The following is a 23,829-nucleotide window of genomic DNA, read 5'->3' as shown; positions in this document are numbered from 1 at the left end:
TTGTTAATTATATTTAATACAAACATTTTTTGCTTCGGTGAAGAAACGCAAAGCTTCCAGGCCTCCTTCACGACCAACTCCGGAGTTTTTGACGCCACCAAAAGGTGTTCTTAAATCACGCAACAACCAGCAGTTGATCCAGACAATCCCAGCCTCGATTTGTTTTGCCACTCGGTGTGCTCGTTTTAAGTCGTTAGTCCAGACACTGGAAGCTAAGCCATACTGAGTGCCGTTAGCAAGCTCGACGGCTTCTTTATCCGAGTCAAAAGGCATAATAGTACACACTGGACCAAAAATTTCTTCCTGATTGGTGCGGCAGTCGTTATCCAGACCTTCGATTACAGTAGGCTCAACAAAGTAGCCGTTTTCACAGCGACCTTCTAGCGAAATTTGTTTACCGCCAGTTAATACGGTGCCGCCTTCCTTCTTAGCCAGTGCGATATAGGATAAAACCTTTTCCATGTGTGGTTTGGAAACCAGAGCACCATGCTCTGTATCTTCGTCTAGCGGATCGCCAATGTTTAATGCCTGAACCTTCTGTACAAAGGCCTGCTTAAACTTTTCATAAATTGGGCGTTCGATGTAAATACGAGAGCCACAGAGGCAGATTTGTCCCTGATTTGCAAAGGCAGAGCGTACCACGCTATTAACTGTATTCTCGAAGTCGCAGTCGGCGAATACCAGAGTAGGGTTTTTGCCGCCAAGTTCCAGCGATAATTTTTTAAACATTCCGGCGGTGACTTTGCTGATATGAGCGCCTGTTGATGTGCCGCCGGTAAAGCTTATGGCTTTAATTTTGGGGTGGGTTGTGAGCGGATCGCCAATTGATGGCCCATCACCATGCAAAATATTCAATACCCCTGCTGGTAGTCCCGCTTCGATACAGATTTTTGAAAAGAGGAAAGCGGTCATGGGGGTGACTTCAGAGGGCTTCGCAATCACAGCATTACCCGATGCCAGTGCTGGGGCTATCTTCCAGGTAAATAAATACAGCGGAAGGTTCCAGGGTGAAATACAACCAACCACACCGATAGGATCGCGTAAGGTGTAGTTTATGGCTTCGTCACTCATGGCGTGACTTTCGCTGGAGAACTGGGTGATTGCCTGAGCAAAGAAGCGGATATTGGCTGAAGCACGATAGATATCGACTGTTTTGGCTAAACTGAAGGGCTTGCCATTATCGATAGCTTCAGCTTTTGCCAGCTGATTGGAATGGTCGTCAATCGCATCGGCTACCTTCATGAGTATTTCGGCACGCTTCTCTAAGGAAAGTGCTGCCCAGGCAGGCTGCACTTTCTGCGCGGCTTCAACAGCCATTTCCAGATCCTCACTCGTCGAGTTCGGGATCTGGCTATATACTTGCCCGGTAGCAGGTTCGATATTATCAAGATACTGCTTTTTCAGCGGCTCTTTCAGTTCACCGGCAATATAGTTTTTGATTAACTGCATGGATTATTCCTTGCCAGACTATAGACAGCCAGTACGTCCGCCGTCTACCGGTAGATTCACGCCGGTGATATAGCTGGCAGCGGGAGACGCTAAAAAACCAACGGCATCCGCGAACTCCTGTGGGGTACCAAAGCGTTTCATCGGAATAATCGACTTTTCTTCCTGTTCCATTTCTTCAATGGAAACACCTTTCTTTTTAGCCTTGTTCTGAATGATGGCTTCTAATCGCACCGTATTGGTTGCGCCGGGTAGTACATTATTGACCGTAATATTAAACTCACCCAGTTCGTTAGCCAGGGTTTTAGCCCAGTTAGCGACCGCGCCACGGACTGTGTTGGAAACGCCGAGGCCGTGTAGCGGCTGTTTAACTGAGGTTGAAATGACGTTGATAATACGACCAAAACCATCTTTCTTCATGCCGGGCAGCGCCAACTTCATTAACTCGTGATTACACACTAAGTGTTGCTGGAAAGCGGCTAAGAAATCTTCAGTTTCTGCACTGTTAGCCGGGCCAGGTGGTGGGCCACCGGTATTGTTAACCAGTATATGTATTGATGCATCAGGCGCTTGCAAGTAATCATCAACGGCCTTATGGACTTCTTCCGGTTTAGAGAAATCAGCAACCAAGAGATGGTGGTCTTGCCCCTGTGAATGATCCAGCTCTTTTTGTACCGCTTCCAGCTTTTCTTTATTGCGAGCGAGCAGCACAACATTGGCTCCCTGCTCCGATAATTGTTTTGCGATGGCTTTTCCCATGCCCTGGCTTGAGCCACAGACAAGTGCTGTTTTTCCAATAAGCGATAAATTCATAAGGTTGTCTATCTCGTTGCTTAAAACGAATATTTAAGCATATTTAAGCGGTAACGGGAATGGCCTAAGGGCTTAAACGTAGGTTACACGGTTGCGGCCATTATGTTTTGAGTCATACAGGGCTTTATCGGCACGAGCAAATAAATTTTTTAATGACTCATTTTGATGTGAACAGGAAACGCCGATACTGCAAGTGATGGAGTTTACTTTGCTGAACTGATGATTGGCGACAAGGTTACGCATTTTTTCTGAAAAAGTTTTGGCCTGACCGGGCTCTGTTGCCGGACAAAGTATGGCAAATTCTTCGCCCCCCCAACGCGCTAAAGTGTCGGTCTTTCGGATATTGTCTTTGAGTAAATGAGAAAGCTCGATCAGTACTTCATCGCCAGTCAGGTGGCCATAGTTGTCATTGATATTTTTAAAGTAATCGACGTCCAGTAATAAAAGTGCGATGTGCGAGTTATTGGTCTGATAACTGACATAGCGCTTCTCTAAAAACTCCCTGTTATGCAGGCCGGTCAGGCGATCCGTTTGTGCTTTGTGCACCAGGGCACTACGTCTTCTACGCTGAACTTCACCTCGAATGATAAATAAAGCAAGGAGGCTCAACACCATTAATCCAAGTGTCGTGTAAGTTAACACCTGATATATCAGTAACTGATTTGACATTCGCGTGGGTGACAGGTATTTCAAAGTCTTGACCACCGAGTAAACCGAGTAGATGTCACCGGAGAAGCCGCCATGGGAGTCACGATAGTCTTTGATGAAACGGATAATGTTCCAGGCTGGGGTCTGCTCCAACTGGTCAAGCTCGCTTAACATCCAGACGATAAGGTATGACGCTTTTAATGAGTTACGTTGTGATTCCCCTTCTTCACTGTAAATCTGCTCGGTGGTTAAAAAGGTGGTATTGAGCGTTGTCAGCAGTTCTGGCAAGTGAAGAATATTGTTGATTTTTTGTGGGTCTCCCTGGTTTATAGGCAAATAATAAACGCTGATCCATGCACGAAAGCTGTCATAACTGCTAACTGCTGGATGCTCAGGAAACGGTGCGAAAGCTCTAATGTCACTCGACCAGGAGCGTTGAATAAATTGATTGATACTCTGTTGTTGCATCGTACTGAGCAGGTCTACTTTATTGAGGTGGAGTAATGTCCGTATAGCAAAAGAAGTCGCCTGTACGGTGGATTGTTGCTCAAACTCGGGATAGCCGGGATCCCAGAAGCCACCGTCGTCATTTTGATAGGCTAATATGAGTTGTGCAATGGCATTGCTGTCGACCTGTTCAAGCGCGTTCAAATGCTTGAGGATAATCACTGAGTCCATGGTGGCGCGAATATTAACAGAACTGTTTGGAAGCGCAGAAAATCCTTTCAGGTTACCTATGGCATTACTGGGTGCCTTATAGTTTCTTAATACGAACTGAGTTAGTGCTTTTTTATTTATATGGTTTAAAGTCCCTAGCTGATCCAGCGTCTCAACGGCGTAACGGGACAGGCGCAGACTTTCCAGATTCAACACCGAGGGTTCGGTAAAGAGATCGGGGTTATTAACAAAAAATCCGTTTGGGTGTTGTCGCTTTACCAGTAACTGGCTGGTATCTTTCGCATAGCTTGGTGCTTTCCCTGCCTGCGGCAGAATACTGTAGTGAGTGTCAAAGTAATGGTATTGCTGATAAAAAACAATTGAGAGGACAGCACTAATAAGAGCTATCCACAACAAGATGGAACGCTTCGATTTGAAAAATGGGCCTAGGCTCATTGCGTTAGGCTATTCCTTATTGGTTATAAAGCTAAGGATTTTATATTGCCTTAGACCCAATATATCAAAAAAATTGTAAAATTATCTAGTTATAGCTCGTTCAAAAGCTTCCAACGTCAACTGTAGCTCTTGATCACCGTGGGCTGCGGAGACAAATCCGGCTTCGAATGCCGATGGTGATAGGTAGATACTTTCATCAAGCATTGCGTGATAGAATTTTTTAAAACGTTCCATATCACCGTTGGTCACCTGCTGGTAGTTGGTCACCGTGTCAGCCTCGTTAAAGAAGAAGCCAAACATTGAACCAACATGGTTGGTGGTGAAAGGAATGCCCTTTTGACTGGCGATCTTGCGCATCCCCTTAACCAGTGCTTCGGTATAAGCGAAGAGCGGTTCATAAAAGCCGGGTTTGGACAGTTCATTCAGCGTTGCTAACCCCGCGGCCATGGCGACCGGGTTACCCGACAGGGTGCCGGCTTGATAAACAGGACCGACTGGAGCCAGGTGATCCATAATGGCTTTTTTGCCGCCGAAGGCACCTACCGGCATACCGCCACCGATAACTTTACCCAGGGTGGTGAGATCTGGCTGGACTTTGTAATAGCCCTGCGCGCCATCAACACCCATGCGAAAGCCGGTCATGACTTCATCAAAAATCAGTACTGCACCGTATTGATCGCACAGTGAACGTAGTCCTTGCAGGAAGCCTTCAACCGGAGGAATGCAGTTCATATTACCGGCAATTGGCTCGACGATGATACAGGCCACGTCATCCTTGTTGGCTTTGAGTAGCGCTTCTACGCTGTCTAAATTATTAAACTCAGCGGTCAGAGTGTGTTTAGCGAAGTCTGCAGGCACCCCCGGCGACGTCGGTTCACCTAGCGTTAAAGCACCGGAACCCGCTTTAACCAGCAGGCAGTCGGCGTGACCGTGGTAACAGCCTTCGAATTTGATTAATTTGTCTTTGCCAGTAAAGCCACGAGCCAGACGGATAGCGCTCATGGTGGCTTCGGTGCCGGAGTTAACCATACGCACCATATCCAGCGACGGGATAAGCTCACAGATTTTTTCTGCCATTTCGGCTTCGATTTCGGTTGGTGCACCGTAACTTAAACCGCGCTTTGCCGCATCAATGACGGCATCCAGCACGGCCGGATGGTTGTGGCCGAGTAGCATCGGTCCCCAGGAGCCTACGTAGTCCAGATATTGTTTATCATCGGCCGAGGTAAAATAGGCGCCATCGGCTGACTTGACGAATACAGGCGTACCACCGACACCGGTGAAGGCTCGGACAGGAGAGTTAACGCCGCCGGGAATATGTTCCTGGGCTCGAGTATAGAGTTGTTCGGAAATGGTCATATTGGTCACACTTCTTAAATTTGAGAGAGTTTACCGATGAGTGCCATCATGAATGGCGCGGGGAGTACCAGTTCATCGGTTTTTCGTAGTGGGATAGTTTATCTTCGACACCAAGAACCAGCGCAAATAACGCCATACGGACTTTGACGCCGTAATGGGTCTGGCGGAAGATAGCCAGGTTCGGGTTATCATTCATGTCGTCGCTGAGTTCGTTTGCTTCAGGACGTGAGTCACGCGGTAAGGGGTGCATGATGATGGTGTTTTTATCGCAGTGTTGCTGGTACAGGCTCTGGTTTAAGCAGTACTTGCCGCGATATAGATTCGCTTCTTCCTGCGTCGTGAAGCGCTCTTCCTGAACACGAGTCAGGTAAATCACGTCCTGGTTCTTGAGGCCGTAATGGAAGTCTTCGGAAATACTGTAGTTTAGTCCCGCATCATGGCAGGTATCCAATATTTTATCTGGCATGGCCAGGGCCTGTGGTGAGATAAAGGTAAACTGGATGTTAGGGAAAAGGCATAGCAGGCGCGTCAGTGAGTGCACCGTGCGGCCATTCTTTAAATCACCAATCATGGCAATTTTAATGGTGTCCTTCTTTTTACCCAGGGCTTCCAGTTCGTTGTGAATGGTATACAGGTCGAGTAATGCCTGAGTGGGGTGCTCGTTAGCCCCGTCGCCGCCATTAATCACAGGCACATTACTACCGCGAGCGAAGTCGGCTACCGAACCAACTTCCGGGTGGCGCATGGCGATGACATCGGCATAATTGGCCGTAACCCGGGCGGTGTCGTACAGCGACTCCCCTTTGGATAATGATGATGTGGTCATGCCGACAGTTTCGCGCACGTGGCCGCCAAGCAGGTTAAAGGCGGTGCCAAAACTGATCCGCGTGCGAGTACTGGGTTCGAAAAATAAGTTCGCAAGGATGGCGCCGTCGAGGACGTTACAGCATTTTTCGCGAGTGGCGTAGGGCGTCATATTATCAGCGATTTGAATGATGTGCTCAACCGCGTCACGGTCCAGTTGATCAATGGAAAGTATGTGCTGCCCTTGAAATGCCATTCGTTTACCCAAACTCTTATTGCTAAGCTACTTGGGACGCAATTCTAACACGAACAATCCAGTATGTAGTCAAATTTGATACGCAGAAAGTGGAAATTCGCCCAGAAATGCTTAAAATGGGCGCGAAATTGATGAAAGCACCAAGATTAGAGGTTATTGTGGAATATAGAAAGTATCGTTGTTTAGTCTGTGACTTTATTTATGACGAAGAGCAAGGCTGGGAAGAAGACGGTATTGCTCCTGGCACGCGCTGGGAAGATATTCCGGATGACTGGTATTGCCCGGATTGTGGTGTCGGTAAAGAAGACTTTGAATTGATGACCGACGAATTCAAGAAGTGTCTATAAGGCAGTATGAATTGAAAAGCCTCTCCTGTGGAGGCTTTTTTGTGGTCTGTTGGCTTTAAGCAAGCCGGGTGAAACTTGTTATACTGAATCTAGATTTTGGTGAAAATAGGGCTGAATAATGGAATACAGGAAATATCGATGTTTAGTCTGTGACTTTATTTATGATGAGGAGCAAGGCTGGGAAGAAGACGGCATTGCTCCTGGCACGCGCTGGGAAGATATTCCGGATGACTGGTATTGCCCGGACTGTGGGGCCAGTAAAGAAGACTTCGAGTTAGTTACGGAGGAATAAACAGGCCTGCTCCAGGTGCTTATTTCAATATCTTATCAATATCGGCAGCGTCATGGCGTTCGCGTAGCTGCACTTCATTATCATCGCCCCAGGTCTTATTGACGATACGCCCACGTCTTACGGCTTCTCTGGTGTCGATTTGTTTCGCCCAGCGCAAGAGGTGTTTATACGATTCAGCATCTAAAAACTCTTTTGCATCGTAGGCATAGCCCAATACCAGACTGCCGTACCAAGGCCAGATGGCGATGTCAGCGATGGAGTATTCGTCTCCTGCCATGTACTCATTATCCGCTAAATGTTTATCGAGTACATCGAGTTGACGCTTCGTTTCCATGGTAAAGCGGTCTATGGCGTATTCGATGGGTTCCGGCGCGTATTTATAGAAGTGACCAAAGCCGCCGCCGACATAGGGCGCGCTACCCATCTGCCAGAACAGCCAGGATAATGCTTCGGTGCGCTTGCCGGGGTTTTCAGGCAGTAAGTCGTTAAACTTCTCCGCCAGATACAACAAAATGGCGCCAGACTCGAAAACTCGCTGAGGTGAGTTGCCGCTTGCTGGTGCATGATCCATTAATGCCGGAATTTTTGAATTAGGATTTACTGCTACAAAACCGCTGCCGAACTGATCACCTTCGCTGATATCTATCAGGTAGGCATCGTATTCGGCTTTTGTATGGCCAAGCGCCAATAACTCTTCAAGCATAATGGTCACTTTTTGCCCATTGGGTGTGGCTAGAGAGTACAGTTGCAGCGGGTGCTTACCGGTGGGGAGAGCTTTGTCGTGGGTAGCGCCCGAAACAGGGCGGCTAATGTTGGCCCATTCGCCACCACTTTCAGAATCCCATGTCCAAACCTTGGGAGGGGTGTAGTTCTTATTTTGACTCACGTGTATGCCTGACTCTGAATAAGGGTAGCTTTATTGAAACGCCACTAACAGGCCTGTGTCAATGTAGCCATATGAATGACTGCTATGAGTCATTCACATATTGTGTTAGTTAAGCGATACCAGCTTTGAGATCTCTGGAGTAGACACTGACGATAGCCAGGCGCATGGCGAGGCCGATAAGCAGGACCATAAGACCGACCAGCAATGAGTCCAGCGTGAGTAGACCAAACAATTCCCAGCCGTCCGTGCCTCTGGCCCAGCCGTCAATTTGATAGTGTAAATACATTGGGCCGGCAACCAGAACCGTTAAATAGATAATATTGAGCAGTTCGTAACCGTAGGATTTAACACTGAGCTTTCCTTCCAATTTAACTCCGGCGATGGTTAGCATGGAACGAGTGATCGGAGCTCTAAAAATTGCGACAAGTGCCAGGAGCACTAAAAGTGGTGTAAACGGAACCATATCCTCTGGGATTTTAATCAGGCCTGTTAGCCAGCGGGTAAAGGGTTCGCTGAAGAAGCCCAGAAAAATAAGTAAGCCCAGAATGGTTATGGCGGTGATGACGATAGTTTTCTTCTCCAAGTTAACCAGCGGAAACAGTTTACTTTTATCCCAGTCGTTGCCCGACAGTTTTAAGATGAGAAGAACGGGAACTAAAATACTCATGACTTTAAAGAAGCCGAAAGTTAGACGAATAGCGGTCTCGGTATTGCCTTTAACGCCATCACCAACGGTGAAAAAGCCAAGCTGAACTTCAACCAGGTGCTGTAGGCCTTCGACCATGGTTGGAACAATCCAGAAGAGCGGTGCGACAAAGAGTAGCGTGTAAAATCCCTTCCCCAAGTCTTTAAAAATAGTCATGTCTTTTTTCCCTGTTTATTGTTAATGATTGCTCAGGGAGTATAGTAACTAATTGTTTTTACATCAATTAATGAACTATAAGCATCTGTTACATGATATTAATGGGCCTGGCTTTGTGCCTTCTGAAACCAACGTGCTATAACAGTAGTGGTGAAAAAGTAACCGACGACTGGAATAAAGCGCTGAGTTCCTCGTTAAATTAATACACAGGGTTATCGTTTAGTTCATTGTAAGGAGTTTCATTTGTCTCAAACCACCCCCCAGCTTGAGGATTATTGCCGCAAAAGTCTGGTTTTTGCTGTGCAATTACTGGGTAACCAGTCGGATGCTGAGGATGTGGTTCAGTCGAGTATCGAGAAAGTTCTAGCTCACCCCAAAGCTCCGAAAAGTGGTATTGACCTGCAGAAATGGTTGTATCGGGTGGTGAGGAATGCCGCTATCGATCGACTTCGCCAGCGGTCGCGGGAAACGACTATTGATGATGTGAATATATCCGTCGAGCAGCCGGAACAAGAATCCCCGGAACGCCAGCTCGAACGTGAGCAGATTCGATTGCGGTTAAGTGCAGCTCTCAAAACATTGGCTGTCCATCATCGAGAGTTAGTGGTGTTGCGCGATTACCATGGTCATAGTTATGACGATATCGCAGAAATTTTATCGATACCCAAAGGTACCGTCATGTCACGGCTTCATCGTGCAAGATTAGCGTTACGTGAAGCCTTGAACAATGAATCAAAAGATACATCATTTGAAGCGAGGTAAGTGATGAATCAATGTGAACATATTCAGGAGTTAATGAGCGGTTATATCGATCATGAACTCAGTCAGCAAAAAGCACAGCGAGTCCGGCTGCATCTGAAAGAGTGTGACAGTTGTCGGAAAATTTATGACGATATTGTCGCTATTCGGCAAGAAATGGGGCAGTTGAAATACCCGGAATGTGAAGAGTCCAAGATTGAGCAATTAATGAATGAACCTACGTCAAAGATTTTGAGTGTGATTGGCTGGTTATGTCTAACTGTCGGTTTGTTAGGTTTTATGGTCTGGCAACTTTTTATGTTTTACACCGAACCAGGTATTGTGACATGGGTAAAAGTTGGTGTGTTTCTAATAGAACTCGGTGTTCTATCACTCTTCATCAGTGTGCTGAGGCAACGGCTAATCGCTAGAAAAACAGATAAATACAGGAATGTGAAATTATGAGTCATGATATAGAGCTATACACCTTAGAGGAAGTCCCTGGATATAAAGTCGACAAAGTACTGGGGCTGGTACGAGGCAATACGGTTCGAGCACGTCATGTCGGCCGGGACATATTGGCCGGGCTGCGTAATATCGTCGGTGGGGAAGTTAACGAATACACCAAACTGATGGCGGAAAGTCGCGAGCAGGCGATAGATCGGATGTTGGATGAGGCGCGACTGCTTGGTGCTAACGCGATTATCGGCGCACGTTTTACCACTTCGATGGTTGCGAGTTCGGCGGCGGAGTTACTGGTTTTTGGCACGGCAGTGGTGTTATCCAAAGAGTCATAATTCGCTGTAACATTTGACGTTTCGCACCATCTAACTATTAAGCCGATCACGATAAAGTTGTGCGGTTGTCGTGATCTATTGGAGTTAGCGAGGAAGGTGGTTGGTGTGAAATTGATTTATAAGTCCCTGTTATTTCTTGGTATTGTTGCCGGAGTGGGCTGGCTGCTGACAGGTGTGGGTATGAGTCCTGTGGCATCAGAGGCTCCGCAAACAACCAGCATGGAACAGAATGCCGAGATGCCTGCAACCAAACATCTGGACTCGATTGTGCTCGGTGCGGGGTGTTTCTGGGGTGCGGAAAAGCGCTATGCGGCGATTGATGGTGTGATTGATGCCGTTTCCGGCTATGCCGATGGCTCGGGGATTAAGCCGGAATATAGGGAAATCATTAAGTCCAAATACCGTATGGATCCCAATAATTATGCGGAAGTGGTCAAAGTTACTTTCAATAAGAATCAAGTTAGTTTAGACGCTATTCTACAAAACTATTTTGAAGGGCATGATCCGACGCAGGTCAATCGTCAGGGTAATGATATCGGCACCCAATATCGCTCAACGATTTTAATCAACTCACCCGAGCAGCAGGATATCGCGCAGCGAGTTAAGGCTGAGTATCAGGTGTTATTATCGGAAGCTGGCTACGGTGATATTGCGACAATCATTAAACCGTTAGATCAGTTTCACCCTGCTGAAGAATATCACCAGGATTATTTAGTTAAGAACCCAAATGGATACTGTCCCGATCACTCGACAGGCGTAGTTTTTAACGAAAAGGACAAAGCCCCACAAGTGGATAATAGCGCATTACAGCAGGGTAAGCAGATCGTGGTTATCGAGCCGCAATCTTTCTGTCCTTACTGTGAAAAGTTTAAGGAAAACGTGACCAATGATTACAAGGGAACGATTCCATTAACCTGGCGCCTGGGAAGTCAGCTTGATGGTTTGACAATTAAAACAGAAACCTGGGCTACGCCGACCATTCTATTTTTAGAGAATGGAGAAGAGGTGTTCGGTCACCGAGGGTATTTAACTCCGGAAGAATTTTATGCGGTGTTAGGTAAATTTAAGCTAGGGGATAGCGAAGCTTATGATGTGGCGTTTCAGCAGGGAACCGACAGCCGCTTCTGTAAAGAATACGATATCTTTAAGGATACGCCACCAGGGGTATTTATCGATAAGCTTAGTGGGCAGCCGCTGTTCGATACCAAAGACCGATTCAATTCCGGTACCGGCTGGTTATCTTTCACTAAACCTGTTGACGGTTCTGTTACTTATCATGAAGACAATGCCTTTGGTTTGAAGCGGACAGAAATACGCTCTAAATCTTCAGGTATTCACTTAGGACACGTTTTTGATGATGGTCCTAATGGCAAACCACGCTACTGTATTAATGCCACCGTGTTGGAGTTTGTGCCGAGAAAGTCTTCGTAAATACTGTATTATTCAACACAAACTATTTTGTCATTTACCACATATTTTTCGTCATTCCCGCGAAGGCGGGAATGACGGGTAAGGTTTTAAGACTAGAAACTAGGGTAAATTCGAGTGTTATAGGTTTCAAAAACAATGGCTTGTGGGATATTGGTTTCCTTTGCATAGTTTTTTATCCCCATTAGACCTTCATTTTTGTACTTATCTTTCAGTGAGTCTAGGTTAATTTTTTTAGCAAAAGATTTTTGAAATTTTTCACTAACAGCCGTCGCATTTGCTGCAGCTAATTGCACATCACACATTGGTTCTATAAATTTATACTCGCCTTGGAACTGGCTAATATAAAGTGTCATACGTTTAGTAGTGTTGTTTGTGCAGATATCCTTATCATTATTTTGAGTAATTTGCATGGTGATTTTTGCTTGATGACTCGGAATGAGCCTAAATTCCGGCGGTATTCTTGGGCTGGATTCTTTAGTTAGGTATTTAAAGGTTTCTTTTCCAACTTCTCGGTAGCTTAACCCCTTCTGTAAATATTCTGCAAACTTAATTTCTTTGGTCACTTCTGAGCTGTTAATCCTTTTATATTTTTCTATATCTTCATTTGTCATGCTACTTAGCTCGAATTGGAATTGCTCTACAGTATCAGGAAAATTAATTGTGTTAAGGTTGCATTGGTAGTGGCCTTTTGCATAGAGGCTTTGAAGTTTTGATAAATCTTTTGATGCTATCGACTTTTGATATTCTTTATGAGTGTTTTTGGTGATGACGAGTCACAGCCTAAAATTGATAATGTAAGGACAATAGGGACAAAGGTATTTCATGGTTTTATATCCTTAAAACGGCTTTACTACAGCCAGAATCACGGCACCGAGTAAAAATAAAACCGGGATTTCATTAAACACACGGAAGTAGGTATGGCTTTTATCGCAACGGCCATCGGCAAACTGTTTTTGATACATGCCGCAGATAAAGTGGTAGATAATCAGTAATACGATGATAGCCATTTTGGCGTGGAACCATCCCGACTGGAGGTAGTATTCCCAATTATAGGAAGCCAGCCACAGACCAAAAATCACTGTCAGGATCATAAAGGGCGTGGTAAAGCGGTAGAGTTTACGCGCCATGATATTCAACTGGTTGAATGCACCATCATTTTCAGTTTGCGCCAAGTTGACAAAAATTCTGGGTAAATAAAAAACTCCTGCGAACCAGGCAACCATAAAAAATAAGTGAAATGTTTTAACCCATTGCATGCGCTAATCAACCTGTGTTTTTGAGAAAATATACTGATCCGTAATCATATCGCGGGTCACAATACCGTAAATACGCTCTTCTTTATTATGTGTGATGCGATAGACATAAGCTGCTGAAATTTTACGTTGTTCCATTTTGTCGTAGGCTTCTTCCAGCGTGGCTTGTAAATCAATGGCGACAAGCTCCTGGCGGTTGGCCGGAATATCCATCAGATTTATCGCCTCGGGTATTATTTCTTCTTCAATAATGTCTTCAACCTTTTCCGGTGCTTCGGCTTTTTCATCTTCTGCTGCTGCAGGTTTTTGTTTAGCTTTTTTGCGCTCCTGCTCTTCCTCTTTCTCAATTAAGAAACGGCCCAGATCGCTCGCTACCATTAGCGATATGACTTCGTCCTGTTCGTTTTTGATTAGGATCCAGCGAGGCTTATCTTTTAGAGCAACAGAAATTTCCTGTGGGGTCGACATGTTTCTGAGGTAGGTAATGCTTCGGGTCATGACGCCGGCCACTCCGATACTGCGCAATACCTGTTTCATTGGACTGACTTTTAAGCGCATGCCCCGATCTTTCATCTGAGTTTCCCAAAAGGATTCTCGCTTGAATAACTGACTGACCACCATGTTGCCAATAACGATGGAGAACATGCCGGGAAGAAGGATATTGGGGTTATTAGTTAGTTCTAACAATGCCATGAGTGCGGCGAGCGGTGCCTGTAATACAGCACTCATCAGTGTCGCCATGCCAATAATGGCATAAAAGCCTTCGTAACTGGCATGATCGGGAAACACCTGTCCTCCCAGGTTACCCATAACACCGCCGAGCATGGCTCCCATAAACAGGGTGGGGCCCAATACTCCACCGGGCAGCGACAATCCGGAACAGATAATGGTAGCAAGGAATTTTCCTGCCAGACTGAGAGCCAGTATGGTCAGTAACAGCTCTCCGTGTAATGAAGCGTTGACGGTGTCATAACCAATTCCCATGACCTGCGGTATACCCAGTGCGATAATACCGACGCTGGTACCGGCAATGGTTGTTTTGAGCCAAACGGGCCATTCACGAGAGACCCGGCGCACCTTGCTGGTAAACATAATAAACAAACTGGCGACAATACCGCTGATAAAACCGAGCAGCAGGAAGTAGGGCATTTCCCATAAGGACTGTACATCCATGGCTGACGGTACGTCGAAAGAAGGATCGGAGCCAAAAAATATGCGGCTCATGACTGCGCCTGAGACGGAGGCTAAAATGATCGGAATAAAGCTGGCGACGGCGTATTCCATCATGACCACTTCCATGGCGAAGATTACGCCAGCCAGTGGTGTGTTGAAGTTAGCTGATATGGCCGCGGCACAGCCACAGCCAACCAGAATACGGATACTGTTATTGGGAAGCTTAATCTTTTGTCCGATATAACTGCCGGTGGCTGAGCCGAGGTGAATCCCCGGGCCTTCACGACCCACCGATTGTCCCGAGGCAATGGTCAACCCACCGATGAAGAACTGTACAATCGCATTCTTCGGTGGCAAATGTCCCTGGTGGTAGGCCATACGCTCCAGGACGTGTGAGACACCGACTCGGCGGGTGTCTGGATTGAATTGTTGCAGGATCAGACCGACTACCAGCCCACCTATCGTTGGCAATAATAAGCGGAATAGCCAGTCGGCGTTTTCAAAGTCAAAACCGCTGGTTTTATCGGTCGCCCATAGTACATAGGAGCTTTCGGTGAAGTAACGAAACAGAATATTGGAGCCACCAGCAAGAATGCCGCAAATAAGGCCAATAACGGCCATCAAAGCGAGAGCATCAAAGCCTCCGAGGCGTAATCTAAGGCGATCAATCAGTGTCATTCGTCACTCAGCATTGTGAATACTTCTATTCCCTTCGGCTACAAATTCTGTTTTAATGCGACAGGAGTGTCGACTTTGGTTGCAATAATAGCCAATGTCATCAACGACTTACATAATAAGAAAGTGTGACGCAAACAACAAACAATTTCAACGATTTATGGCTAAAGATCCGAATCAACCAGATTATATCATTCGCAAGAGGCGCAGCGGCACCTGGTATTGGACCTGGACGCTGATCATTCTCTTTACCTTGCTTGCTGCAATGGCCGTGGGTTATTGGCTGAATAAACGTCAGCACGGTATGACGGAGACGGTTCAAGAACGCTTCGATGAGTTACAGCAGCGTTTGACCGAAGCTGAAGCTGGGCAAACGCACTGGCAACAGCAATACCAGATCGAGCATGAGATTACTCAGCAACTGAAAACTGAGCTGGATAAATTGCATCGTCAAAATAAAGGTTTAGAAAAAGAGCGCGAAGCGTTGCAAAGAATTTTCGATCCTGATGCGGTAGACTCTGGGTTACAAGTTGCCAGTATGTACTGGGAAGAGGTGACTCCCGACGTCTACCAATACCGTTTGATGCTGATCCAGGCCAAGCGGCAAAATGGCAACTTAAGAGGAAGTATAAAAATCTCTGTTGTCGGCGAGGAGGCTGGCGATAGGAAGAGTTATAACTTTGAACAACTGAAGGGAACGGATAACCACAACAGCAAGTTTGATTTTACCTATGTCTCAACCCACACCGGGACTTTTGAAGTACCGGATGGCTTTGAACCTAGTTTTGTTAGAGTTGTTGTTGCAACATCGGGACGAAATGCAAAATCGGTTCTCCAGGACTTTACTTGGAAGCCTGTAAATTCAAGCGATGAGGTTGAAAAATCGAATGCGAAAGAATAAACGTAAATCTAATAATGTGGATACTTTAATTGCTGATGGAACCTGCATTAATGGGGATTTAACCTTTTCCGGCGCCTTATTTGTTGATGGTGAGATTACCGGAGAAGTGAAAGGGGATAGTGATAAGCAGTCAGTCTTATCAATTGGGGTTCACGGTAAGGTTAAAGGTAACATCTCAACGCCATACGCAGTGATCTTTGGCCACGTAGATGGGGATGTTTACGTTACTGAGAAAATCGACCTGAAGCCGGGCGCTAAAATCAACGGTGACCTTTACTATAAGGTCATTGAGATGAATGCCGGGGCTGAAGTTAATGGTAAAATGGTGGTGGTCGGTGATCCAAAAGCTTTGGAGCATAAAGCCGAGCAGGTTGGTCAGCAGGATGCATCCGAAGAAGAATCATTTGAGGCTGAGCAGCAGTCGGTAGAAGCTGAACCTGCAAAAGCATAAGTCTGGGCTTGATATATTGCGGATGGGCCCCCATTTTCGGGTATAATGATAGGGTGTTCGATTAAATAGGTGACTGTATGTCAATTACCGTAACAGAAGCAGCAAGTAAAAAAGTTCAAGAGCTAATTCAGGAAGAAGAAAACCAGGATTTGAAACTACGTGTGTTCGTCACAGGTGGTGGCTGCTCAGGCTTCCAGTACGGCTTCACATTTGATGAAGAGCAAAAGGATAACGATATGGCTATCGAGCAGGATGGCGTGAAAATCCTGATCGATTCCTTGAGTTTTCAATACCTGATGGGCTCTGAAGTGGACTATACCGAAGGTCTACAGGGATCTCGTTTTACTATTAATAACCCACAGGCAAAGACGACCTGTGGTTGCGGTTCTTCATTTTCTATCTAGTGGTAACCGTGCTTGGCTGGCTTGCTGAGCATGGAACCCCCTCTTGTCGTTAAACATATTTCTATCGGTTTCTTCTAATATCATCCTTGTCCGTTAATTCGGGAGTATGGGTTGTGTTGGTTATGCCCGAATTGAGCGCTGCATGGCTTGCTTGATGAGTTGTTGGCCCCGCTGTTGCCGAGTCTGGCCAGACTGCCCTGCTGGTCAGTATGGTAATTCCTATGCGTTGCTTTTCAAGTTTCTATAACATACCGCGTGCTATATCGTGGAGGGTGCCGATGACTAATATGGTTAAAGCCTGCGATAGTTGGACGAGACTGGTTATGGGTAGTAAATACCACCGAGAGTGGTGTTACGTTGGGCACCGGTGATGGTGCTAAGGTCAACGCTTTCACGGCGCATCGTTTTATGAGCAAACCAGGCGAAGGCCAGAGCCTCAACCCAGTCAGGGTGAACGCCCAGGCTATCGGTAGTCTCGACAGATATGGGGGCGAGGAGCTGCTGTAACCTGGTTAGCACGGCCTGATTGTGGGCCCCGCCACCACAAAGGTAGATACTGCCTGATGTCATATAGCGCTGAATGTCATTCGCTACGGTTGTGGCCGTTAATTCTAACAAGGTACGTTGCACGTCCTGCGCTCGATAGCGGAAGTTCAGGAAGCCGTTCAACCAGTCCAGATTAAAGTATTCGCAGCCTGTACTTTTAGGGGCAACTGTCTGGAAATAGGGGGCTTTCAATAGTTCCTCCAGCAGTTGCGGAATAACATCGCCGCTCATAGCCCACTGACCATTGTGATCGTAGCTTAGTCCCTGATGTTGCTGTATCCATTGATCCATCAGTGTATTGGCTGGGCCTGTGTCAAACCCCATGGTGTTCTGGTTTGGTTTTAATAAAGTGATGTTGGCTATACCACCGAGGTTGACCACTGCTCGAGGCTCGTCTGTAGACGTAAAAAACTCTCGGTGAAACGCTGGGGCAAAAGGGGCACCCTGGCCACCATAGGCCATATCTTTACGACGGAAATCTGCGACGGTGGTAATGCCAGTCTCGGCTGCAATGATGTTAGGATCACCGATTTGCAGTGTGAAGGGGTGGGATAGCTGTGGGCGATGACGAACGGTCTGGCCATGGCTGCCAATGGCAACGATATTGTCGGCCTGGTGAGAACTGCTGGTTAGCAACTGTTCTACGGCCTGGGCAAAACATTGCCCGACCTGCCGGTCTAGCTGGCCTAACTGGTCAATGCCGTCGCCCTGGTATTGCAGCTTGCCAAAGAGAAGCAGCTCTTCCCTTAGTACTTTAGGAAAAGGAAAGTTGAGCATATTCAGAAGCTGAATAGTGTTCGGAGAAGAGCTGCTAATATCGCAGAGAACAGCGTCGATGGCATCGACGCTGGTCCCTGATATCAATCCAATATAGAGTGCCACTTAAGGGTTCACCCGGAACGTTATTTCTGTAACTTACTGGAAGAACCGTTGTTGGCGCTTGACTCTTCTTCGTTTAGACGAGCGAAGTAGGTTGTACGCTCTGTTTCCAGACGCTCCATCAATGGCTTTGAATGTTTCTGGAAACGAGCCATTTCAGTTTTGGGTACTGGAGCTGCTTGTGGCAACTTCACAGTACGAGGATTACGGTGAACGCCATTGACCACAAACTCGTAGTGCAGGTGTGGTGCTTGTGACATACCGGTAGAGCCGACATAGCCAATGATCTGACCCTGTTTGACTCGTTCACCCGCTCTGACTGCGCGCTTGGAAAAGTGTAAGTACTTGGTGGTGATATTACCGCCGTGTTGGATGAACACGTAATTACCGTTGAAACGGTTGTAGCTTGATTTCACCACTCGGCCATCACCTGACGCTCTGACCGGCGTACCTATCGGTGCCCTATAGTCAGTGCCTCGATGTGGTTTAACTCGCTTCTGAATCGGGTGGAAGCGTTTTGGGTTAAAGTTCGAGCTGACGTAATTGAACTGTAACGGTGCCCGTAAGAATGACTTACGGACAGCATTGCCTTCTGGTGTATAGTAAGCTGTACGACCATTGGTATCGGTATAGAGTACTGCAGCAAAATGGTCGCCCATATTATTAAACTCAGCCGAAAGAATACTACCGTAGCCTACTTTCTTACCATCAATATACTTCTCTTCATAAAGCACGGAGAAGCTATCGTTTTTTCGAATTTCTAGCGCGAAGTCGATGTCATACTCAAAAACGCCAGCCAATTCCATAATGACGCCATCTGGTAACCCAGCTTTTTTACCGGCAACGTAAAAGCTACTGTCGATGGTCGCAGTGGCAAAACGTTTTTTGTACTCAATCGGCTTTTTGTCGAGAGTAACATCGAATTGTTTATCGCCGGCTTTGGTGATAACCAGAGTATCGCTGGAATTAAATGGATAACGTAGGCCATGAAATTCCTGATCATCAGTTTTAGCGAATTCCAGGGTATGCCCTGGGCGAATCTTTTTCAGGATCTCGACCTGATCGTCCGCACGCATCATATAGTGCAGATCTTTAGAGCTGAAGCCCATTTTATTAAAGATTCGGGCGAGGCTTTCCCCCTTAGCCACGGTCACCTTTTCCCACTCATAAGTAGGTCGGGTTGCTGTTTTTACAAAATCTTTTAGGGCATCTGTTGCTTTATTTGATTCTTGTGATGCTTGAGTTGTTGTGTTTTTGGCAGAAGCCTGCTCGGTTGTCTCAAGTTCGCCACTCTCTACTATGGCTAGATTGCCTGATGTTTGGTCATTATTATCGAGTGTAGTGGCGCCTTCTGTGTCGTCCGATGATAGTTGAAGTGACAATGTTTCTTGTTCTGTTTCTTGAGTGGATGACTCATCTCCTGGAGCCAAAGCGAGGTAGGATACTGCCGCGAATACAACCGACAGCGCTGAGATCGTTATGATCGCGCCCTTTCGTCGGCTCTTTTTTTTGGCAAACAAAGGTTTCCCTCTGCTTAAACCCTTATAATCACGGTTTATCATAGTTAACTTAAGAAATTGGTTGAATAGTTTTTGCGCAATAACCATAACCTTATGAGGAATATTGGTCAATGTAAAAAAGGGTAAAAGAGTATTTTTTTTATATTTATATGCAAAAATGTGAATAAGTCAGGTTATTTTACACCTTTGAGTCTATAAGCGACAAAAAACGTCAGTACGTTCTTTTTGCTCTGAAAGCGTTGCATACTATGACAATTCGTGTATCTTTGAGCCATCGAAATTTGAGAGAAATACCCTTTATGAGCGAATTAGAGACCATGTTTGAAGAGCTCAAACGTGGAGCTGATGAGATATTGCCAGAAGAAGAATTGCTGGAAAAGTTAAAGTCAGGTCGTCCGCTGAAGATTAAGGCGGGGTTTGATCCGACTGCACCAGATCTGCATTTGGGGCACACGGTTCTTATTAACAAGCTGCGGCAGTTTCAGCAATATGGGCATGAAGTGATATTCCTGATCGGAGACTTCACTGGGATGATCGGTGATCCGACGGGTAAGAATGCAACGCGTAAGCCGCTGACCCGTGAAGACGTATTAAAGAATGCGGAAACCTATAAAGAGCAGGTCTTTAAAATACTGGATCCAGAAAAGACGACTATCGCTTTTAATTCGGAGTGGTGTGAAGAGCTAGGCGCTGCCGGCATGATCAAGCTCGCCTCTCATTCCACCGTCGCCCGTATGCTGGAGCGTGATGACTTTAAGAAGCGTTACTCTAACGAACAGCCTATCGCTATTCATGAATTTCTTTACCCATTAGTACAGGGCTACGACTCGGTTGCGCTGGAGTCCGATTTTGAGTTGGGCGGTACCGATCAGCGCTTTAACTTGTTAATGGGACGTGAATTACAGAAGCATTATGGTCAGAAACCGCAGACTGTCTTAATGATGCCATTACTGGAGGGACTGGATGGCGTTAATAAGATGTCCAAGTCGCTGAATAATTATGTCGGGATTACGGAAACGCCGGGCGTGATGTATCAGAAGTTACTGTCATTACCGGATAGTATGATGTGGCGTTACCATGAGCTGTTATCTTTTAAGTCGTTAGAGGAAGTGGAGCAGTTAAAGCAAGATGTTGAGAACGGTAAGAACCCGCAGGAAGTAAAAAAAGCCTTTGCATTAGAGATCATTGAGCGCTTCCATGGCAAAGAAGCGGCAGCCAATGCGCATAAAGGTGCGGGTAACATTATTAAAGAAGGCGAAGTGCCGGAAGGAACGCCCGAAGTCGAGGTCAGTCTTGAAGGAGCTGAGCAGTTCCCGATAGGAGCGATCATCAACCGTGCCGGTTTGGCGGCAAATTCGGCGCAGGCAAAGGACATGCTCAAGAATGGGCGTGTTAAAGTCGATTGGGAAGTGGTCGAGCCATCGTTAATGATGAAGCCGGGTAAATACCTGATTCAGGCAGGCAAAAAGAAGATTGCTTATGTAACACTTAGGTAGATACGACTTTTCTTTTGTCGGTACTATTAACACTACCCAAAAGGTGTTTGATATAAAAAAGCTCGCTATTTGCGGGCTTTTTTATTGCCCAGTGAATGTCGAGGCGTTGCTGTGACTCGTCTTTTATAGTAGTACTAGTGAAGGACAACCCAACGTAAGACGAATTATGGAATGCTTGTCGGAAACAGTTTTGGTTGCTCTCGGTGGTAATGCGCTTGTTCAAAGAGGAGAGAGCATTACGATGGAGACGCAACGGCGACATATACGTGCAGCCGTGAAGGAGCTTGCTACGCTTGCCAAAGAACATAAACTGCTCATCACTCACGGCAATGGGCCGCAGGTCGGGTTGTTAGCCGAGCAGGCCAGCAACTATCCTAATATGTCCGCTTATCTGCTGGATGAGATCAGCGCTGAAACCGAAGGGTTACTCGCTTACCTGATTGAGCAGGAGTTGTTAAACCAGCTGCCTGATGATAGAGCGACTGCATCCATATTGACCATGGTTGAAGTCAATAGCGATGATCCTGCCCTATACCGGCCCACCAAACCTATCGGACCTTATTATAGCGAGGCAGCAAAGAAACAGCTGGAGCATAACAAAGGCTGGAGCTTTAAGCAGTTTGCTCAACAATGGCGCAGAATCGTTGCATCACCGCACCCGCAAAAGATTCTGCAGTTAGAAGCGATCAAAAACCTGTTGGAAAGTGATACGGTGGTAATTTGTGCAGGGGGAGGAGGAATTCCTGTACTAAGAAACGGTGATGGCTACCGAGGCGTTGAGGCTGTTATTGATAAAGACTTGACCAGTGCCTTACTCGCCAGCCAGATAAATATCAGTCAATTGATACTGGCGACGGAAGCTGATGGTGTGTATCAGCATTGGGGGACCGCTGAGCAACGACTCATTAAAGAGGCGACAGTGGAACAAATGGCTGCTTATAGATTTGAAGAGGGCTCGATGCAGCCTAAAGTGGATGCCGCCTGTCAGTTTGTGAGGAGTACAGGCCGTTCGGCAACGATTGGCGCCTTGAAAGATCTAGCGCAGTTAATAAAGGGACATGCCGGAACCAGGATAACTCGATAAGAGACTAATTGTTATGAGCAAGAAAAATTCAGAGCAAAAAAACAGACAGGATGAAGGGGGGCGCAAACCTGTTCGGGAGTATGAGCCACCGCCTGAAATGCAGGGGAAATTTAAGCGTAGTGATGAACGTTCACTGGGTAAGCCGGCACTGTTATGTATCGACCTGCAATTTCTTGGCGCTATTGAAGGTTATGGCATTTTTGAAAAACAGCGGCAGTCGGGAATTTCAAAAGGTGCAATCGAGTATTATCTCGATCGCGTATGGAGTACCGTGATCCCGAATGTCGTGACCTTACAACGGACATTTAGGGAAATGGGCCAGGAAATTATTCACTCTCGCATTCAGAGCTTGACTCAGGATGGGCGCGACCGCAGCTGGGAGCATAAAAGGCTGGGGCTGCATGCTGCTCCGGGTTCAAAGTTAGCAGAGTTCTTACCGGATGTAGCACCACAAGGTGACGAGTTGATTATCAATAAGACGGCCAGCGGGTTATTCAACTCGACTAATATTCATTATGTTATGAGGAATTTAGATATTACCGACTTGCTGGTTGCTGGGGTCTACACTAATGAATGTGTCAGCAGTGCGGTTAGAAGTGCTGCCGATCTGGGGTATAACGTAACTTTGTTATCAGATGCGACAGCGGCAATAACGCCGGAGCTGCACCGAGCAGCTATTTTGACGGTGAAAGAGCGATACGCCCGGGTATCGACAACTAAAGAAGCCATAGAAAAATATAAGGGAGCCCTGGCAACGGGTCGTGATTGAAAGGAGTTCCTTTGCCCTATAACTCTATTAAGCAGCTACCAGATTCGGTGCGGAACCATTTACCAAAGCATGCCCAGGAGATTTATAAGGAGGCATTTAATAGCGCATGGCAAAAGTATCGAGATGGAGCTCGACGCAGAAACGACACTTCAAGAGAAGAGGTCGCTCATAAGGTAGCATGGGCGGCAGTAAAGAAAGTTTATGAAAAAAGTGGTGACGGTGAATGGGTAAAGATAGGCTGAAATAGGTAATAAGTAGGCGAGGAACTTGAATTAAACTATAAATCTGCAAAAACTGACCTCGAACGGTGGCTATTGAGAGGTTAATTTTTTTGCATGTAGGAACAAAAAACGACGTTTTTTGTCTGAATAATAAGCACAATGGATGAGAATTAAGCGGATCTGAAGATTATTTAATAAAACTGCAAAAAACCGCTTGCCAAGTGACTTATAGCACTTATAATGCGCACCACTTTCGAGGCAAACGAAACATTCGAAACGCCACGAAGGAAGCTCAGGGAGAGCGTTTTTAAATGGTTGAAAAACAATTTAAAAAGTTAGTTGACAGGAGGTTGAGGCGCTATATAATGCGCACCTCTTTTGAGGCAATCGGCGAGGCCGGGAGCACCGAAAGAAAGCCCGGGAAGGGCGGTTTTTAAAACGGTTTAAAAAGTTTTAAAAAATGTGTTGACAGGGAGTGTGAGCGCTTTATAATGCGCGCCGCTCTGAAGCGAAAAGCTGGGGCGATTTAAGGCAGGAAGCCGGCAGATAATTGTTAAGTTTAACAAGAGCTTAAAAAAATTATCAAAATGTATTGACAGGAGGTTGGGGCGATATATAATGTGCGCCCACTTGAGTGAAGCGAGTTCTTCACCAAGACGTTCTTT

At 46.3% G+C, this 23,829-nt stretch carries 26 protein-coding genes; 13 read left to right on the top strand and 13 right to left on the bottom strand.

The features are described 5' to 3' along the window. Window positions 1-3: 3 nt before the first annotated feature. The 5 genes from H7708_RS08095 to H7708_RS08075 form a co-directional block, all read right to left on the bottom strand. Window positions 4-1,449, bottom strand: a complete 1,446-nt coding sequence (locus H7708_RS08095; RefSeq protein WP_223670017.1) for an aldehyde dehydrogenase — start codon at window positions 1,447-1,449, stop codon at window positions 4-6. An 18-nt stretch (window positions 1,450-1,467) separates the two neighbouring features. Further along, a complete protein-coding gene (locus H7708_RS08090; protein WP_223670015.1) occupies window positions 1,468-2,259 on the bottom strand; it encodes an SDR family oxidoreductase in 792 nt (263 codons plus the stop codon). Between the two features lie 72 nt (window positions 2,260-2,331). Beyond that, complete coding sequence (locus H7708_RS08085) at window positions 2,332-4,020, bottom strand: diguanylate cyclase domain-containing protein (protein WP_223670013.1); 1,689 nt, start codon at window positions 4,018-4,020, stop codon at window positions 2,332-2,334. Between the two features lie 81 nt (window positions 4,021-4,101). After that, entirely contained in the window at window positions 4,102-5,379 is a 1,278-nt protein-coding gene (hemL, locus tag H7708_RS08080; RefSeq protein ID WP_223670011.1) for a glutamate-1-semialdehyde 2,1-aminomutase, read from the bottom strand. A 46-nt stretch (window positions 5,380-5,425) separates the two neighbouring features. Further along, the gene (locus H7708_RS08075) at window positions 5,426-6,439 is read right to left on the bottom strand and encodes an aspartate carbamoyltransferase (RefSeq protein WP_223670009.1); all 1,014 of its coding nucleotides are present in this window, start codon (window positions 6,437-6,439) and stop codon (window positions 5,426-5,428) included. Between the two features lie 158 nt (window positions 6,440-6,597). Between H7708_RS08075 and H7708_RS08070 the strand changes: the two genes are divergently transcribed. Together H7708_RS08070 and H7708_RS08065 are read left to right on the top strand one after the other, a co-directional pair. Continuing rightward, the gene (locus tag H7708_RS08070; protein WP_407929735.1) at window positions 6,598-6,786 is read left to right on the top strand and encodes a rubredoxin; all 189 of its coding nucleotides are present in this window, start codon (window positions 6,598-6,600) and stop codon (window positions 6,784-6,786) included. A gap of 118 nt (window positions 6,787-6,904) precedes the next feature. Further along, entirely contained in the window at window positions 6,905-7,078 is a 174-nt protein-coding gene (locus tag H7708_RS08065; RefSeq protein ID WP_223670005.1) for a rubredoxin, read from the top strand. Window positions 7,079-7,097: 19 nt separating this feature from the next. Here the strand turns inward: H7708_RS08065 and yghU are convergent, their stop codons facing one another. Together yghU and H7708_RS08055 are read right to left on the bottom strand one after the other, a co-directional pair. Then, window positions 7,098-7,964 carry a glutathione-dependent disulfide-bond oxidoreductase gene (yghU, locus tag H7708_RS08060; protein WP_223670004.1) on the bottom strand — a complete coding sequence of 289 codons (867 nt, stop codon included), beginning with the start codon at window positions 7,962-7,964 and terminating at the stop codon, window positions 7,098-7,100. 109 nt (window positions 7,965-8,073) lie between these two features. After that, window positions 8,074-8,826, bottom strand: a complete 753-nt coding sequence (locus H7708_RS08055; protein ID WP_223670002.1) for a hypothetical protein — start codon at window positions 8,824-8,826, stop codon at window positions 8,074-8,076. A gap of 243 nt (window positions 8,827-9,069) precedes the next feature. Between H7708_RS08055 and H7708_RS08050 the strand changes: the two genes are divergently transcribed. From H7708_RS08050 to msrA, 4 genes are all read left to right on the top strand, one after another. Then, entirely contained in the window at window positions 9,070-9,588 is a 519-nt protein-coding gene (locus H7708_RS08050) for an RNA polymerase sigma factor (RefSeq protein ID WP_223670000.1), read from the top strand. Between the two features lie 3 nt (window positions 9,589-9,591). Then, complete coding sequence (locus tag H7708_RS08045; RefSeq protein ID WP_223670261.1) at window positions 9,592-10,029, top strand: anti-sigma factor family protein; 438 nt, start codon at window positions 9,592-9,594, stop codon at window positions 10,027-10,029. Beyond that, window positions 10,026-10,361 (top strand): YbjQ family protein, encoded by a 336-nt coding sequence (locus H7708_RS08040; RefSeq protein WP_223669998.1) that lies wholly within the window; start codon window positions 10,026-10,028, stop codon window positions 10,359-10,361. The genes H7708_RS08045 and H7708_RS08040 overlap by 4 nt, the downstream gene beginning before the upstream one ends. Window positions 10,362-10,541: 180 nt before the next feature. Beyond that, complete coding sequence (gene msrA / locus H7708_RS08035) at window positions 10,542-11,792, top strand: peptide-methionine (S)-S-oxide reductase MsrA (RefSeq protein WP_407929734.1); 1,251 nt, start codon at window positions 10,542-10,544, stop codon at window positions 11,790-11,792. 92 nt (window positions 11,793-11,884) lie between these two features. Here msrA and H7708_RS08030 read toward each other — a convergent pair whose 3' ends face one another. From H7708_RS08030 to H7708_RS08020, 3 genes are all read right to left on the bottom strand, one after another. Next, complete coding sequence (locus H7708_RS08030) at window positions 11,885-12,403, bottom strand: hypothetical protein (RefSeq protein WP_223669996.1); 519 nt, start codon at window positions 12,401-12,403, stop codon at window positions 11,885-11,887. A 225-nt stretch (window positions 12,404-12,628) separates the two neighbouring features. After that, a complete protein-coding gene (locus H7708_RS08025; protein WP_223669995.1) occupies window positions 12,629-13,048 on the bottom strand; it encodes a CopD family protein in 420 nt (139 codons plus the stop codon). A 3-nt stretch (window positions 13,049-13,051) separates the two neighbouring features. After that, window positions 13,052-14,896, bottom strand: coding sequence for a chloride channel protein (locus H7708_RS08020; protein WP_223669994.1), 1,845 nt, complete (start codon window positions 14,894-14,896; stop codon window positions 13,052-13,054). Window positions 14,897-15,053: 157 nt separating this feature from the next. On the opposite strand from H7708_RS08020, the gene H7708_RS08015 reads away from it, so the two are divergent. From H7708_RS08015 to erpA, 3 genes are all read left to right on the top strand, one after another. Next, on the top strand, window positions 15,054-15,794 hold the full coding sequence (locus H7708_RS08015) for a DUF6776 family protein (RefSeq protein WP_223669992.1): 741 nt from the start codon (window positions 15,054-15,056) through the stop codon (window positions 15,792-15,794). After that, window positions 15,781-16,245 carry a bactofilin family protein gene (locus H7708_RS08010; protein WP_223669990.1) on the top strand — a complete coding sequence of 155 codons (465 nt, stop codon included), beginning with the start codon at window positions 15,781-15,783 and terminating at the stop codon, window positions 16,243-16,245. The genes H7708_RS08015 and H7708_RS08010 overlap by 14 nt, the downstream gene beginning before the upstream one ends. A gap of 77 nt (window positions 16,246-16,322) precedes the next feature. After that, window positions 16,323-16,649, top strand: coding sequence for an iron-sulfur cluster insertion protein ErpA (erpA, locus tag H7708_RS08005; RefSeq protein ID WP_223669989.1), 327 nt, complete (start codon window positions 16,323-16,325; stop codon window positions 16,647-16,649). 321 nt (window positions 16,650-16,970) lie between these two features. On the opposite strand, the gene H7708_RS08000 is transcribed toward erpA, so the two are convergent. Both H7708_RS08000 and H7708_RS07995 read right to left on the bottom strand, forming a co-directional pair. Continuing rightward, complete coding sequence (locus H7708_RS08000; RefSeq protein ID WP_223669988.1) at window positions 16,971-18,077, bottom strand: anhydro-N-acetylmuramic acid kinase; 1,107 nt, start codon at window positions 18,075-18,077, stop codon at window positions 16,971-16,973. A 20-nt stretch (window positions 18,078-18,097) separates the two neighbouring features. Next, on the bottom strand, window positions 18,098-19,594 hold the full coding sequence (locus H7708_RS07995) for a peptidoglycan DD-metalloendopeptidase family protein (RefSeq protein WP_223669987.1): 1,497 nt from the start codon (window positions 19,592-19,594) through the stop codon (window positions 18,098-18,100). Between the two features lie 299 nt (window positions 19,595-19,893). Between H7708_RS07995 and tyrS the strand changes: the two genes are divergently transcribed. From tyrS to H7708_RS07975, 4 genes are all read left to right on the top strand, one after another. After that, window positions 19,894-21,090 carry a tyrosine--tRNA ligase gene (tyrS, locus tag H7708_RS07990; protein WP_223669986.1) on the top strand — a complete coding sequence of 399 codons (1,197 nt, stop codon included), beginning with the start codon at window positions 19,894-19,896 and terminating at the stop codon, window positions 21,088-21,090. Window positions 21,091-21,265: 175 nt separating this feature from the next. After that, on the top strand, window positions 21,266-22,174 hold the full coding sequence (locus tag H7708_RS07985; protein WP_223669985.1) for a carbamate kinase: 909 nt from the start codon (window positions 21,266-21,268) through the stop codon (window positions 22,172-22,174). A 97-nt stretch (window positions 22,175-22,271) separates the two neighbouring features. Beyond that, window positions 22,272-22,943 (top strand): cysteine hydrolase family protein, encoded by a 672-nt coding sequence (locus tag H7708_RS07980; RefSeq protein ID WP_407929733.1) that lies wholly within the window; start codon window positions 22,272-22,274, stop codon window positions 22,941-22,943. Between the two features lie 11 nt (window positions 22,944-22,954). Then, complete coding sequence (locus tag H7708_RS07975; RefSeq protein WP_223669983.1) at window positions 22,955-23,185, top strand: ChaB family protein; 231 nt, start codon at window positions 22,955-22,957, stop codon at window positions 23,183-23,185. 422 nt (window positions 23,186-23,607) lie between these two features. Here the strand turns inward: H7708_RS07975 and H7708_RS07970 are convergent. Further along, on the bottom strand, window positions 23,608-23,829 hold a 222-nt coding region (locus H7708_RS07970), incomplete at its 5' end, for a hypothetical protein (RefSeq protein WP_223669982.1).

The organism is Kangiella shandongensis, from assembly GCF_020005365.1.
GTDB lineage: Bacteria > Pseudomonadota > Gammaproteobacteria > Enterobacterales > Kangiellaceae > Kangiella > Kangiella shandongensis.
Note: the sequence above shows the minus strand (reverse complement) of the source record. Positions and strands in the feature narration are given on the sequence as shown.